The organism is Arthrobacter sp. 05T423 (genome assembly GCF_056396245.1).
The window spans coordinates 20,834-34,970 of the sequence record NZ_JBFTLC010000015.1; the positions used below are offsets into that span (position 1 = coordinate 20,834).

Below are 14,137 nucleotides of genomic sequence, written 5' to 3' on the forward strand. Positions count from 1 at the left end.
GGACGCTCCTTCTACGCAAGGGGCTAGTGGTGGAACGCTTCCTTCTGTTTCTCGGCGGGCAGGGGCGCCGCCAGGGCGTCCAGGTAGGCCACCTCCTTCTTGAGATCGGCCAGGAAACTGGCTGCCAGGTCGCGGGTGAAGCCGTTGCGCACCACGATCCGTTGCACCGTGATGTTGCTGAGCTCTTCCGGCAGCGGGTAGGCCGGGACCAGCCAGCCGTTCATGCGCAGGCGTTCGGAGAGGTGGTGCAGGTTCCAGTTCCGGGTGTGGCCGTCGGTGAGCTGCCAGGCGAAAACCGGGATGTCTGACCCGTCGCTCCACAGCGTGAACGCGTCCATCTCCCCGATCTCGTGGGAGAGGTACAGGGCCACGTCGCGGGAGCTTGCCTGCACCGACCTGTAGCCGGCAAAACCCAGCCGGAGGAACAGGTAGTACTGCAACAGCACCTGGGCGCCCGGCCGGGAAAAGTTCAGGGCGAAGGTGGGCATGTCCCCGCCCAGGTAGCTGACGTGGAACACCAGGTCTTCGGGGAGGGCCTGTTCGTCCCGCCACACGATCCAGCCCAGGCCGGGATACACCAGCCCGTACTTGTGGCCGGAGGTGTTGATGGAGACGACCCTGGGAAGCCGGAAGTCCCACACCAGTTCCGGCTGCAGGAACGGCGCCACCATTGCCCCCGAGGCACCGTCCACATGGATGGGGATGTCCAGGCCCGTGCCGGCCTGGATCTCGTCCAGTGCGGCGGAGATCAGCTCCACGGGCTCGTATGCGCCGGTGTAGGTGACGCCCATTATGGCCACCACACCGATGGTGTTCTCATCCACGTAGCGTTCCAGGTCATGGCCGTCCAGGGTTGGGCGTTCCGCTGACACCGGCACGTAGCGGGCTTCCACCTCCCAGTAGTTGCAGAATTTCTCCCAGCACACCTGCACGGCGGAGCTGAGGACGATGTTTGGTGCGTCCGTGGGCTGCCCCGCGGTGCGACGGCGGTGTTGCCACCGGCGCTTGAGGGCCAGGCCGGCGAGCATACACGCCTCAGATGACCCAACAGTTGAGGTGCCAATGGTCGCCGCCGGATCCGGGGCGTTCCACAGGTCCGCGAGCATCCGCCAGCACCGGGTTTCGATCAGCGCGGTCTGCGGGTACTCGTCCTTGTCGATCATGTTCTTGTCGAACGTTTCCGCGTAGAGCTGGGAGGCTTCCCGTTCCATCCAGGTCCCCACGAACGTGGCCAGGTTCAGGCGGGAGTTGCCGTCCAGCATCACCTCGTCGTGGACTATCTGGTAGGCGGTGGACGGCAGGGACTCCCCGTCCGGGATGGTGAAGCGCGGAAAGATGGTGGACTCCCCCGGCCGGCTGAACAATGGGTTCAGCTCAACACTCGATTCGGGCTCATGCCGTACGCTCCGGTGCGACCTCTTCATATCCAGTTCCTTAGCCAGCCGTCACTGCAGGCACACGCCTGCCGCTGAATTTCCGCTGCTCTCAGCACTCCGTATTATTCATGCACCCGCAGCAAACGGCAGTAGGCCCGGTGGCGTGGCGAGTCAGAAGTACGACGGCGGCGAGCACCAGCAATCGGGAAGCTTCACCGTTGTAAGGGCTTGCCGGAGAGCGCGGGGCGGTTCGAACGGGCGTACCAAGCAATCATCAGAACGGCTTTGGGGGCAGGGAGCCGATGCCGATGAGGAAACGTTCCGCCGATGCCGCCGAATGCGCTTTCCCCGTAATCAGGCCGGAGCATCTGGACGGGCGAGACCACGGAAGGCACAGCCATCATGATGCCGTCGGCCACCGGGAGGATGCCGCGCAGCCAGAGGTTCCGGGCGGAGCTGGTGAGGGTTTTACGGAAGAGCCAGGTGCAGGCAAAGCCGGTGAGCCGTAGGTCACCTGGGGTCAGGCGCTTACGGCTTCCGGCTCCGCAGCCGCCGCGGTCCCGGTTGTTTCGCGGCCGGACCAGGTCTTGATGACGGTCCAGCCGACGGCGGTGATCGGGACGGCCAGCAGGGCCCCGGTGATGCCCACGAGCATGTCCTAGCGGCGAGGGCGAGCAGGATGGCCAGACCGTGGATAGCGAGCACCTTGCCCATCAGGACCGGCTGAAGGAAGTGATGCTCGGAATAAATGGAGTCCGCCACCGCGGAAGCGTCATTCCCACCACGATCCCCAGGTTATGCAGGCCCCCTTACGGCGCAGGAGGCTTCAACACCAGGGTCTACAACGCCATCGCCGCAGCCGGCTGTCGGCCGGCATTCTGGACCGTGGATACCCGCGACTGGACGGTTCCCCAGCACGCACCATCATCGAACGCGTCAAATACGGAGACGCCACAACACCCCCTCCACGCAGGCGGAGTCATCCTCATGCACGGCACCGGCACCCACACCCTCGAGGCCCTGCCCGGCATCCGCCTGGCACTAATCGATCACCACTACACCACCTTCAACATCCACTAGCGCCGCCCGGGCCTCCCACTTCCTCACGGTGATGGGGCTGGTCATGGCCGGGCTCGAGGTCGCCGCCGGTCGGATCCCCAAGGTTAGGGACGAACACGCCGCGTGGGTGGCCGATATCACCGGCTCCGATGCGCCCTTGTGATCCCTCAGGCACTGCGGATTTCCGAGCTGAGTCAACAACATGGCAGAGGCTCAACAGCTCTGGGACGCTACTGCACGAGGCTGATTACTCTGCCCTTGCCTCAGCCTCAGCTGCCAAGGCGCAGCACTGGGAGATCGAGGCGGGTGATCCGTTTGGCGGCCGAGAGAAGACCACGCCGCAAACACCCTCAGGGTGTAACAAAAGGGCCTACCTCATATGGAGCTCGGCACCTCTGATGTGCAATGTCCAATAGGTCGTAAGGGGCAATTCCGTGGCCATCTACTGGCGGTTTTCTCTAGCCCCTGACACCCCGGCCGGTGTTAATCCGAATGGTGCGTTGTCTGTGTCTAAGACTTGACGCTGTTGTTGGGAGAATCAGCCTATGTTCTATCCAAACCTTGCGAATTTGTCAGGGACACCTTGGCGACTACGTACCGCCGGCAGCTTGATGTCGGCGCCGGGGTGACCCGGTGCCCGCAATGGTGGAGGCACCCCGAAGCAATCAGCCGCTTGGAAGCACTGTGACGTGCGCGGGAATTCCTGCGCCTGGACGAAGACACAGGTATGAGTGTGTGGTGGCGCGATCACGCGGACCATCACATGTCCGTGCTGCTTTCGACGGACGGTCCATTTCACGGGTGCAGCCCGACGGCGGGCACCGCGCCAAGGTCGCCCCCTCTGCCCTGCGAAGAACCCCCAGTTACCTTTTTCTGATCGGCAGCGGTCCCAGCGTAGCGGGTTGACTGAACAGGCCGGACTCATTGTGGCCACGGGAGGCCAAAACGCCACGGTGGGATGACTGCAATGACCATCGGGTCGACAAGGAGAACTGGTTCCAGTTCGGTAGTAAACAGGGGACGAGAGAAGTCTTGGCCGGCGGCCGAGGGCTTCACAGGGTCCACGCGGCCGCTCGACGGCGCGGTCACCTTCAGCAACTTCCTCGGCAACCCGAATACCCGGACGGGACAAGAGTAGCTGTCGGAGTCCCGCACGCTGTTGTCCCTACTGGAATTGTTCTGCGAAGACCTAGCCAGCGTCTTGTTTTGAAGGGGGCGGGGTTGTGCGGGCTGTTGGCCCCTGTTGTGGCGTTGGCTGGAGCGCGGAGATGGCTTGGCTGACGAGGGTCAGATAGGAGTCGTCGGTGTAGAGGCCATGTGTGTAAAGCTCCAGGGCGGGCACTGCCAGACGGAGCAGCATCTGCTGCTGTGAAGCGGGAACACCGAGTACGCGTTCAATGTGTGGAGTTATGGCCACCATGCCAACTACCGTGGTGGCGAGGAGGACGGCCAGGGCGCGCGGGTCCTCGGAAGGGCGCATGGTGCCGTCGAGGATCCCGGCCCGGATGATGGATTCGCTTTCATTGACCAGGACGTCCATGAAGCGGGGCGCGGCGGGCGTGTTTTCTGCCACGACGCGTCCCAGATAACCGATCTGTGCCTGATAGGCGCCGGGGTCGGCCATATAGGAGCGCATGACCTCGTTCATGCCCTCCAAGGTGGCTTTTTCATGTGCCCACTCAACCAGGGCCTGAAGCACGAACTCGTCACAGGCGTGGCGGAGTGCTGCTTCGTCTCTGAAAAGCGCAACCATGTCATCTGTCGACAGGTCAGCAGCGCGTGCGATGCTGTCGAGTGCAGGATGGCTGAACCCTTCGGCCGCGTAGTAGGCGACCGCGGCATCGAGGACTCTTGCTCTGGAATCGTCGTCGGGCATTCCCCCGGCTGCGGGTGGAGTGCCTGCCTCGCCGGCGGCCACCAAGGCCCCCTGGACCAACATGCGGAAAATATTGTTCACTGCGTCCGCGCTCCTCCACGCATTCCTTGACTCCAACCCGATATGGACTCAGTGAAGTCCTTTCCGCGGTCCGGCGGCAGAGAACAAAGTCCCGTTCCCCTCCGCCGTCGCGGCCGTCGGCAATAGACATCAAGCAGCGCCAGTACCTCACCGTTTCCGTCCGAGGTCCAGCCGTCGACGGCACGCATCTTGTTTATTGTGAGCGTCCCGGTCTTGTCCGTGCAGATCACGCTCGTGGAGCCCAGAGTCTCCGAGTTGACCTTTTTTGAGGGCGCCTTAGCGGGCCAGGATGCGCACGCCGACGGCGAGGGCGATGGTCGGCGGAAGGCCTTCGGGCACGTTGGCAACGAGTAACCCGATGGCGAACTTGACCGGCCAGATAGCCAACGCGCCCGACCGTCATCATGAAAGAAAACGCCCTTCCCGGTACAGGTCAGGACTGGGATGGTGCGGGGGCGGCGTGCCCCCGGCCGGGCCGGGCGACTTCTATCTCGATTTCGGCTAAGGTGAGCGGTCCCACGGCCGGCGAGGCGTCGACCGCCTGCCGGAGTGAGTGCCGCGGTGAGCCCGGAGCCGGCCAGGTATGCCGCCCGATAGTTGACTGAGCTCTCTAACCTGTTTCCACAGAACCGTCGCTGAGGGAGGGCGCGCATGGCGGCCGGAGGAACTCCGGATTGAAGCTGGTGCAGCCGAATGAAGCAAAGTGACCGGCCTTGGGACCAAGTGCCCTATGGAAGGGAAGGGAAACTAGCGACGCTGGGTGTGGCAGGGCAATCCACGCCGAAGGGAATATGGCCATGATGTACGGATGGGACGGAAGCTGGGGCATCGGCGGCTGGATCGCCATGGGTCTGATGATGTTGCTGTTCTGGGGAGGCGTGGTCACAGTGGTGGTCCTTCTGCTGCGGGGCAGTCGCTCGGGAGGCCGCGGTTTCTCCGGGCCACCCCACGATGATCCCGAGCGGATCCTCAATGAGCGCTTTGCCCGAGGCGAGATCGACGAAACGGAATTCAACGCGCGCCGCACTGCTCTGAGGCGGCGACCGTGAACAGACTTTCCAGGGGGGGGGGCAGGTCCTGCTCGGAATCGCTGCGACCCCGATCCTGAAGGGGCCGTCTTTGCTCGCCGTGGCCCTCGTGGGCAGCGGCACGACCCGTGGCGGGTGCCGGTTCCCGGCTGCCGCCCAGTGCAGCACCCCGGTAGGCCCGTTCAAGGCTCGTGGTCCTGTTCCAGGTTGAATGCTAGACACACTCATCCCAGAAGGCCATGGGCCCTAGTCTTCAACGACACGAACTCAATTCCCCACCACCACGAAGAGCCACGAATCGCGGCTGGGTCTGGCAGTACTGTGAGGCAAGGGTGTGGAGGATCCTGGAGATCCACGCTGTCGAGGCTGCGTCTTGAAGTTCAATCTGGTCCCTGTCCACCGCCTGCCTGTCCGCGAGTCTTACCCCGTTGGGTAGAGTCCATTCTTCGTATCCTTCAGCATGACCGGCCCTCCGGTCGCCGGATAAGGGACCAAAGACCCGGCTGTGGCTCGGCAGCCCCCTCCCCCGGGCCTTAGGGATGTCCGCTGCAGGTGGCGGTACACCCCCAAACTGTGGCCCGAAGCAACCCGTTGACCTGTAGAGAGGGCTGGGCGGAGGATCGCCCCAGCCCTCGGCTGAACATGCCTTGTGAATAGGACGAGGGGTGTCGCATGGCCGGTTCGATGACTTTTGGCCCTAGGAGATCCGCAGCGAACGGGCCACCTTGGAGTCATAACCGAGCGAAGGAGAGGGGACGGGTCATGACAGGAAAACAGGCACCGAAAATCATTGTTGGCGTCGACGGATCCGCGGCTTCAGTCGAAGCCCTGCTCCAGGCGGAGAAAATCGGCCAGGCCATCGGGGCCAGCGTTGAAGCCTGGACGTGCTGGGACTTCCCTGTCGGGTATGAGGCGTATCTGGCTGCCGGTATCGACGGTTTCGCTCATATCGAGGAGGAATCCCTTGACCGTGCGCTGGTCAAGGCATTCGGGTCCGCCAAGCCGCCCAACATCGTGCGGCGTCTGGTCCACGGCCCGGTACGGTCCACCCTCATTGACGCCACCCGCGATGCCGTCATGCTCATCGTGGGACGCCGGGGACACGGCCCTTTCAGCGGGATGCTCGGTTCGGTCAGCTCTGCCTGTGTGGCACACGCACACTGCCCTGTCCTTGTGGTTCACGCACCCGAAGGGGAACAGCACGATCACGCGGGGCATGATGTGACGCCGAGGGCCTACGGCGCGGCCCGTCCCCTGGATGGGGCGGAATGAATCGATGGCGCACATTGCCATGAAAGACGGACTCCCTTCCCGCCTTCGGGTTCTGGGGGGCACGAGACATGGTCGCCAGCTACGATTTCTCCTCCACGGCGAGCCGGAAGCGTCCGACGTCCTCCGCGTGGTCATCAAGAGAGACCCCGGCTGGAGCGCCAGAGTGCCCGGGTACCTCGAATCCGTCAGCCTGGACAAACCGCGTTGACAACTGAACCATTCACCGTCCAAGGAGGCACCGGTGGCTCTCACTGAATACGAACAACGCCAACTCCAGCTGCTGGCGGATCAGTTGCTCAGCGACGACCCCCGGCTCGCCGCAAGACTCGGACCAGAATCCTTTCCGCCTCCTTCCTCCGCGCGCACCAGGACCGGTGCGTTCGCCCTGCTGGTAGGACTCCTCGTCTTTGCGGCCGCACTGGCGGCGCGGACTCCCGCGTTGGGCGTCCTGGGACTCATTCTCACCGGCACCGGGGTGTACCTGGTGACCTTGGGTTTTCACCTTCTCCGAGACCGCTGCGGCGACGGCCCTGCACCGGGCGGCTGACGGGCCCCGCACGCCGCCACCCTCCCCCACAGAAGCCTAGGATCATCATGGAACGCGTTATCGACAAAGTAGCCCTCGTCAGCGGAGCCGCGCGGCATAGGAGCCGCTATCGCCGCCCGCCTGCACGGCGAGGGAGCCAAAGTAGTCCTCGGCGATGTGCTCGACGACGAGGGACAATCAACCGCCGAGCGCATCGGCTCAGACGCCAGGTACGTGCATCTGGACGTTACGAGTCCCGGAGACTGGGACTCGGCGGTGAAGACCGCGGCCGATGTCTTCGGAGGGGTCCACATCCTGGTCAACAACGCCGGAATCGTGAACTTCGCCCCTATCGAGGATTACACCCTGGAGCAGTGGGACGCCGTGATCGCGGTAAACCTGACGGGAACCTTCAACGGAATCAAGGCCTCCATACCGGCCCTGAAACAGTCCCGGAACGGATCCATCATCAACATCTCCTCGATAGCAGGCATCCGCGGATATGAAGGAATCGCCGGATATTCGGCGTCCAAATTCGGGGTACGTGGCCTGACCAAGAGTGCGGCCCTTGACCTGGGCCGATACGGCATCCGGGTCAACTCGGTGCACCCGGGCGTGATCTCCACCCCGATGACAGCAGGGATGACCCTGGACATGACCCACACGCCCCTGAACCGCGTCGGGCACCCGGGCGAGGTGGCAGATCTGGTTCTGTACCTCGCCTCCAATGAGTCCCAGTTCATCACAGGCGCCGAGTTCATCATCGATGGTGGGGACACCGCCGGCACGGTGACCCCGACCCCACCGGCCTGACCTCCCGCGCAGCCCATTTCGGCAGGGATCAAGCCCGGGCGAAAGCCCCCGCGGCCAAATGGGACACTATGGCCCTGCAGCCCAGGCGGCCCCACCGGCATTCACCGCCCACCATTACCAGGAAGAAAACCCCAAAGGACCGGCCATGAAAACCAAACCCATCGCTGTTGCTACCAACGATTCCGCGCAAAGCCAGGCCGCGGTGACATGGGCGGCCCGCCGCGCCGAACGCGACAAACTGCCGCTGACGATCCTGCACGTAGTCGACGACCGGTGGCTCGCCGAACCAAACCCCTGGATCAAAGGCCTGCAAGAGGCAGGCGACCGGCTCCTGCAGGGGGCGGCCTCCCGCGCACGGGAGGCCTTCCCCATCAGCATTACCGCACAGCTCCTGACGGGCAGTGTAGGGCGATCCCTGGGGAAGTACTCGGGCAAAGTTTCAATGCTGGTTGTCGGCTCCGGCAGCGGGCACCTGGGAGGATCCCTGGCTGACCGGGCCCTGCAAGTGGCCGCCACATCCAAATGCCCCGTGGCCGCCGTCGGAACACAGGATCTTGATGGGCGACGCGGCGTCGTGGTTGGCGTGGACGGTTCGGAAGAATCGACCCAGGCCGTCGCGTTCGCCGCAGCCGAGGCGGACCGCGAGGGCCAGGAACTCACGGTGCTGTATGCCTTTGTCCGCCCCGACCGCCCGGAAGACGCCGGCCTCACCCCCGCCAACCTCGCCGAACTCATCATGGAAGAAGAACGCACCGTCCTTTCCGAGACCGTGGCCGGGCTCGGGGAGGACTATCCCGACCTCAAAGTGCACCCGGTGCTGGAAACAAACAAAGGCCCGGTGGCAGCGCTGGTGGAAGCGGCTACCGAGGCACGGATGCTCGTGGTCGGCAGCCGGGGCCGGGGTGGTATCAAACGGCTCCTGCTTGGGTCAACGGCCCACGGCGTGCTGAGGCACCTGCCGTGCCCTACCGTCATTACACGGATCCAGCGCATCAAACACACCAACTAGCGGATGGGCGCCGCTATCGCGCAGTGATGATAGAGAGCCGGATGATAGAAACTGGTCGCTCGTCCCGGCCAGGGCTCGTGCCGCGGCTGGATGGGGCCGGATCATGAAGAAGTCTGCTGCGCTCGACGCCGGTGCGAACTTGATGCTGCGGTTGAGTCTGCCAACTGGCGTGGTGCGAGGACTTCCACGGGGACAGTGGAATGTTGCTTGAGCACGAGTGCTGGATCCCTGAATGTTTTTCCTGTCCCCGCTCCGCACAGCCCAGCCCAGCCCAGCCCAACCCAGCCCAGCCCAGCCGTTACAGCACAGCACACCCTGCCGCCGCCGTGAACCGGCGCGCAGAGTGTCCGGTCCGGTCCCGGATTCCGGCGGAGGCCGTTAGGGACCTTCAGCCCTAGGCGCAAGGCACCGTTGCACCTATGGTCGCAGCATGGGTAGTTTGAACGCAGACCAGGCATCGAACGTCCTCAGTGTCCACGACTGCTGGGAGCACCTGCGCTCTGCTTCAGTCGGCAGGCTGGCGGTGATACTCGACGGCGCACCGGAAATATTTCCCGTGAACTACCTGCCCGAAGATGGAACGGTGATCTTCCGGACAGGCCCGGGTACCAAAATCGACGCGCTGGCCGGAGGAGGAGCCGTCGCACTGGAAGCGGACGGGCTGAACACCTACGGAACAATCGCTTGGAGCGTTGTCCTCAAGGGCCAGGCCGAGATCGTGGACCTCAACGCGGACGGTACGGTGCCGGAGCATCTGCCCTCCCCCTGGGAGGAAGGCGTGAAGGACCGGCTCGTGCGGATCACACCCGGCGAAATCACCGGACGCCGCTTCGTCGTCACGAGTACTCCCACCCACTGGTGGCAGCCGCGCAGCACAACCTCCGCGGACGGCCGGACGGGCCAGTAGCTGTTCCTGTCCAGCATCCCAGTTGCCTGGCCGGTTTCAGAGTGGCGCCCTTATATGTTTGGGTGACGGTTGCCGGTCGTGATGGTCGCGGCCGTATGCTGAGGTTCCCGTTTCAGGGCGTTGGGCCCGGTCCCCTTTTTCCCCGCCATGGCGACCGTCCGACGCCCTTCGCTGTGCTATCGCTCGAAGGTGCGCCGGATGCTGTGCGGAGGCGGTCCGGACGCGGGTGCAGCGGGCCGGGTGACAATGGTGGGGCACGGGAGGTGCTGGAGGACTTTCGCGGCAATGGCGCCAACCAGTTTCCTGGCGCTGCCGCCGCCCCTGCACCCGATGACCAGCAGCCGGGCATCCGCTGCGGCCCGGATAATGGCGTCTGCGGGTGAATCCCCCGGTTCAAGCAACTGACGCACGTTAAGGCCAGGGTAGAGTTCCGTGACTTCACCGGCGGCAACGGAGAGCAGGAGGTGGCCGTCACCGCTCTGCCCGTCGCGGACCTGCACGGATTGGGTGGGCGGCACGGAGGCGTCAGGGGCAGCAACGACATGAAGTACGACCAGGTCCTCGCCGGTCCGCACAGCTTCGGCCGCGGCGAACTTCAACGCGACCCTTGAGTCCCCGGAACCGTCGACGCCCACGACAACTCCTGACTTCCCGGCTGTGGCGGCTGCCGGAACGACTGCCACAGGGCAGCGGCTGCTCACGGCCGTCTGGAAGCTGACCGAGCCAAAGCCTTCGCCATGACTGTCGGGGGCACGGTCGGATCCAACGACGACGGTCTCGGCCGTCTCGGAGAGCAGCCTCAGCACAATGGGCGTCTCCCCGGTACGACGCGTGCTGACGACCACCAGGTCCGGGTTCTGGGCCGACAGCCGGGAGGCTTCTGCCAGCAGAAGATCGCTCGCCCCTTCCATCGCCTCACGGTATTGGGCTGGCCGTCTGAACGCCCAGGGGCCGGGAACAACCCGGACGATGTTCAGCCGGACCCCCAGAATGTTTGCCCGTGACGCGGCCCAGTCCGCAGCGTTATGCCCGGCGTCCGAGTCATCAACCCCGGCGACAACCTCCACTACGCGCATGTTCCGTTCCCTCCCCTGTTGCTCAGCGAGAATGTGATCAGTTTTCCGCTTCCTGCGGCCTTTGCCCTGCCGGCTCAGCCGAACAGGGCGGCCGCTTCCTGGTAGCGCTCTTCGGGTACGGTCTTGAGCGTTCCCAGCGCCAGTTCAAGGTCCACGGTCAGGATGTTGGTGCCGCTGAGCGAGACCATGGTTCCCCAGAGCCCATGGGCTGCTGCATCGACGGCGGCCATCCCCAAGCGTGTGGCGAGCACCCGGTCGAACGCCGTGGGCACGCCGCCGCGCTGGATGTGACCGAGGACGGTAGCCCGGGTCTCTATTCCTGTCAGTTCTTCGATTTCGCGCCCCAGGACAAGGCTGATGCCGCCGAACCGGGGTCTGCCGAACGTGTCTATGCCGCGTAGGGGGACAGGGGCCGGTCTGCCCTCAGGTACGAACGCTTCTGCGACAACGACCAGAGGTGCCCTGCCCCGGCTGCGGGCGGACCTGACCCAGCCGATAATGTCCTGCAGCGGAACCTTGTGTTCAGGTATGAGAATGGCATGGGCACCGGAGGCAACACCGGACTCCAGGGCGATCCAGCCGGCATTGCGGCCCATCACTTCAGCGATCATGCACCTGTGGTGTGACTCGCCGGTGGTGCGGAGGCGGTCGATCGCTTCGGTCGCAATCTGCACGGCGGTGTCGAAACCGAACGTGTAGTCGGTGGCGTTGAGGTCGTTGTCAATGGTCTTGGGCACGCCGATGATGTGCAGGCCGGCGTCGGTGAGTACCTTCGCTGCAGCGAGGGTCCCTTCCCCGCCGACGGCTATGAGTCCATCGAGTTCGAGGCGCTCCATGGCCGCCGTGACGGCGCTAAGTCCGCCGTCACGCAGCGGGTTGGTCCGGGACGTCCCAAGAATCGTTCCGCCCTGCTTCGAGATGCCCCTGACCGCGTGCCGCGGAAGCGGTACACCGTCACCCTCGAGTACTCCCCGCCAGCCGTCCAGAAAACCGAAGAACTGCTGGTCGTGGGCCGCCAGCCCCTTCAGGACCGCACCCCGGATTACGGCGTTGAGTCCGGGGCAGTCCCCCCCGCTGGTGAGGATCCCGATCCTGTCCATCTTCCTGTCCTCCCTTCCCTGGGGAAACTGGTTTGACTCACCCTGCAGCCTGGGCTCCTGACCTTCCCTGGCACGGGCAGCACGCCGCGCGGCGGCGTCAACGGCTGCTGTCGGGCACGGCGGCGACCACGAGGACCGGACAGTGGGCGTGGGCGAGACATGCGGAGCTCACGGACCCAAGCAGCAGGCCTGCGAAACCTCCGTGTCCCCTCCTGCCGACGACCAGCATGTCCGCATCCTTGCTGGCCTCGACCAGAACCGACCGCGCAAGCCCCTCAACGAGTCTGGTGTGTACGTTCCGGGGACGTTTCGGACCGAAGGCCGTCGTCAGGGCCTCCTGCAGCATCTCCGCCGCGCGTTCGGGAAACCCTCCAATGCCCGTGGCCACGTAGGTGTCGTACATGTTCGGGTATCCCCAACAGCCAATGGCTTCAACGTCTGCCCCGAGCGGCACCGCGAGCCGCTGGGCCTCCCGCAATGCCTCCACCGACGGCGCCGAACCGTCGACACCCACCACGATCTTCCTGGAACTGTCCGTGCCCGCCATGGATGACTCTCTTCCTTCCCACATCCGGTCCCTGGCACCAGCGTCCTGCCGGATCCGGCGGCCGGGATAGGGCCATTGGTCACCCGCCCTCAGCGGCACGGGTGATGGCGGGATCTTGTGGCCTGAGTTCCGTTCCCCAAGAATTGAACACACGAAGAATTGAGCACGCGTACACGCCGGTGCCGGTCGGGCCGGCTCCGCCGATACTGGGAGGAGGGGTCATGGACAACCCGGTGCAAGTGCCCGGCACGCCTGCCCTGCCGCGTCCTGAACCGACCCGGGTGTTCATATTGGACGACCATGAGCTGGTCCGGCGGGGGCTGCAAAACCTGCTCGAAGACGAGGGGTTTGTCGTCGTGGGCGCGTCAGGATCGGCGGCGGAAGCGGTGCGGCTGATACCTGCCCTGCACCCGGACGTCTCGGTCCTTGATGCCCGGCTGCCGGACGGTACGGGGATCGAGGTCTGCCGGGACGTCCGGTCAATTGATGAGACGCTGAACTGCCTGATTTTGACCAGTTACGACGACGGGCAGGCGCTCCGGGGGGCCGTGCTCGCCGGTGCACGCGGGTACGTGCTCAAGGAGATCCGCAGCCTGGACCTCCTCGGCGCCCTTCACCGCGCGGCCCGCGGAGAGTCCTTGTTTGATGCTGCCCTCAAGGCACGGGTTGTTGGCGGAATTTCGCAACCGGAGCCGGTGGATCCCCGGGTGGCGGCCCTGACGCCCCAGGAGCGGAGGGTCCTTGACCTGGTCTGCGAGGGGCTGACCAACCGGCAAATCGGCCAACGCATGGCCTTGGCTGAGAAGACAGTCAAGAACTACGTCTCGTCACTGCTTGCGAAACTTGGTTTTGAACGACGGACCCAAGCCGCAGTGCACATGGCCCACGAGCCGCCACCCAGCCCCTGAGCCGTCCACGGAAGCGTCGGGGATCAGGCCTTTATGCCCTGTCCTGGCCCCAGAAGCCTGGCGTAGTGTCGGGCCATGATCGATGAGGCATCAACACCCAAGGCCGAGGTTCTGTCCAGCAGCGAGTGCTGGAAGCTGCTGCGGAGCGTGTCGGTTGGTCGGCTGGCCGTCTGGGTCAATGACCACCCCGATATTTTCCCGCTCAACTATAAGGTGGATCACGGAACGCTGGTCTTCCGTACCGGTGCCGGCACGAAGCTCGCCGCTTCGCTGGCCGGTCCGCCTGTCGCGTTGGAGGCCGATGGGGTCAACGCTGATGATGGCGTCGCGTGGAGCGTCATCGTCAAGGGTCATGCCAGTGCCCTGGAACGGACCCAGGAGGTGCTGGATACCGTCGGGCTGTTGCTCTTCCCTTGGGAGACTGGCCGTAAGGACCACTTCATCCGCCTCGTTCCCGACACGGTGACTGGCCGGCGGTTCAAGATCGCCCCGCCGTTGACGTGGTGGGGTCCCCTCGATGACGCCACCCGCGCCGGGCTGGAGTAAAGCGTCCCGGACC

At 64.7% G+C, this 14,137-nt stretch carries 15 protein-coding genes and 1 pseudogene; 10 read left to right on the forward strand and 6 right to left on the reverse strand.

The genetic code is table 11. The features are described 5' to 3' along the window. Positions 1-23: 23 nt before the first annotated feature. Together gad and AC1DFE_RS12645 are read right to left on the reverse strand one after the other, a co-directional pair. Positions 24-1,424: a glutamate decarboxylase gene (gene gad, locus AC1DFE_RS12640; protein WP_476906220.1), complete on the reverse strand. Its 1,401-nt coding sequence runs from the start codon at positions 1,422-1,424 to the stop codon at positions 24-26. A gap of 472 nt (positions 1,425-1,896) precedes the next feature. Next, positions 1,897-2,025, reverse strand: coding sequence for a hypothetical protein (locus tag AC1DFE_RS12645; protein WP_476906221.1), 129 nt, complete (start codon positions 2,023-2,025; stop codon positions 1,897-1,899). A 41-nt stretch (positions 2,026-2,066) separates the two neighbouring features. Between AC1DFE_RS12645 and AC1DFE_RS12650 the strand changes: the two genes are divergently transcribed. Further along, positions 2,067-2,456: a polysaccharide deacetylase family protein gene (locus AC1DFE_RS12650; protein WP_476906222.1), complete on the forward strand. Its 390-nt coding sequence runs from the start codon at positions 2,067-2,069 to the stop codon at positions 2,454-2,456. A 604-nt stretch (positions 2,457-3,060) separates the two neighbouring features. Beyond that, positions 3,061-3,312 (forward strand): annotated as a pseudogene (locus AC1DFE_RS12655) (DUF4913 domain-containing protein). A gap of 312 nt (positions 3,313-3,624) precedes the next feature. Here the strand turns inward: AC1DFE_RS12655 and AC1DFE_RS12660 are convergent. After that, on the reverse strand, positions 3,625-4,392 hold the full coding sequence (locus AC1DFE_RS12660; RefSeq protein WP_476906223.1) for a TetR/AcrR family transcriptional regulator: 768 nt from the start codon (positions 4,390-4,392) through the stop codon (positions 3,625-3,627). A 797-nt stretch (positions 4,393-5,189) separates the two neighbouring features. Between AC1DFE_RS12660 and AC1DFE_RS12665 the strand changes: the two genes are divergently transcribed. From AC1DFE_RS12665 to AC1DFE_RS12690, 6 genes are all read left to right on the forward strand, one after another. Then, a complete protein-coding gene (locus AC1DFE_RS12665; RefSeq protein ID WP_476906224.1) occupies positions 5,190-5,441 on the forward strand; it encodes an SHOCT domain-containing protein in 252 nt (83 codons plus the stop codon). A gap of 741 nt (positions 5,442-6,182) precedes the next feature. Continuing rightward, on the forward strand, positions 6,183-6,692 hold the full coding sequence (locus AC1DFE_RS12670; RefSeq protein WP_476906225.1) for a universal stress protein: 510 nt from the start codon (positions 6,183-6,185) through the stop codon (positions 6,690-6,692). Between the two features lie 241 nt (positions 6,693-6,933). Continuing rightward, positions 6,934-7,239, forward strand: a complete 306-nt coding sequence (locus AC1DFE_RS12675; protein ID WP_476906226.1) for a DUF3040 domain-containing protein — start codon at positions 6,934-6,936, stop codon at positions 7,237-7,239. Positions 7,240-7,359: 120 nt separating this feature from the next. After that, the gene (locus tag AC1DFE_RS12680) at positions 7,360-8,031 is read left to right on the forward strand and encodes an SDR family oxidoreductase (protein WP_476906287.1); all 672 of its coding nucleotides are present in this window, start codon (positions 7,360-7,362) and stop codon (positions 8,029-8,031) included. A 145-nt stretch (positions 8,032-8,176) separates the two neighbouring features. Further along, positions 8,177-9,040, forward strand: coding sequence for a universal stress protein (locus AC1DFE_RS12685; RefSeq protein ID WP_476906227.1), 864 nt, complete (start codon positions 8,177-8,179; stop codon positions 9,038-9,040). Between the two features lie 430 nt (positions 9,041-9,470). Beyond that, positions 9,471-9,947, forward strand: a complete 477-nt coding sequence (locus AC1DFE_RS12690; protein WP_476906228.1) for a pyridoxamine 5'-phosphate oxidase family protein — start codon at positions 9,471-9,473, stop codon at positions 9,945-9,947. A 176-nt stretch (positions 9,948-10,123) separates the two neighbouring features. Here the strand turns inward: AC1DFE_RS12690 and AC1DFE_RS12695 are convergent, their stop codons facing one another. The 3 genes from AC1DFE_RS12695 to AC1DFE_RS12705 all read right to left on the reverse strand — a co-directional run bounded on the left by AC1DFE_RS12695 (position 10,124) and on the right by AC1DFE_RS12705 (position 12,670). Beyond that, positions 10,124-11,023: a universal stress protein gene (locus AC1DFE_RS12695; protein WP_476906229.1), complete on the reverse strand. Its 900-nt coding sequence runs from the start codon at positions 11,021-11,023 to the stop codon at positions 10,124-10,126. A gap of 74 nt (positions 11,024-11,097) precedes the next feature. Continuing rightward, a complete protein-coding gene (locus AC1DFE_RS12700; RefSeq protein ID WP_476906230.1) occupies positions 11,098-12,123 on the reverse strand; it encodes an ATP-dependent 6-phosphofructokinase in 1,026 nt (341 codons plus the stop codon). Positions 12,124-12,220: 97 nt separating this feature from the next. Then, positions 12,221-12,670: a universal stress protein gene (locus tag AC1DFE_RS12705; RefSeq protein ID WP_476906231.1), complete on the reverse strand. Its 450-nt coding sequence runs from the start codon at positions 12,668-12,670 to the stop codon at positions 12,221-12,223. A 221-nt stretch (positions 12,671-12,891) separates the two neighbouring features. Between AC1DFE_RS12705 and AC1DFE_RS12710 the strand changes: the two genes are divergently transcribed. Beyond that, positions 12,892-13,578 (forward strand): response regulator, encoded by a 687-nt coding sequence (locus tag AC1DFE_RS12710; RefSeq protein WP_476906232.1) that lies wholly within the window; start codon positions 12,892-12,894, stop codon positions 13,576-13,578. Positions 13,579-13,653: 75 nt separating this feature from the next. Then, positions 13,654-14,124 (forward strand): pyridoxamine 5'-phosphate oxidase family protein, encoded by a 471-nt coding sequence (locus AC1DFE_RS12715; RefSeq protein ID WP_476906233.1) that lies wholly within the window; start codon positions 13,654-13,656, stop codon positions 14,122-14,124. The last annotated feature ends 13 nt before the right edge of the window (positions 14,125-14,137 follow it).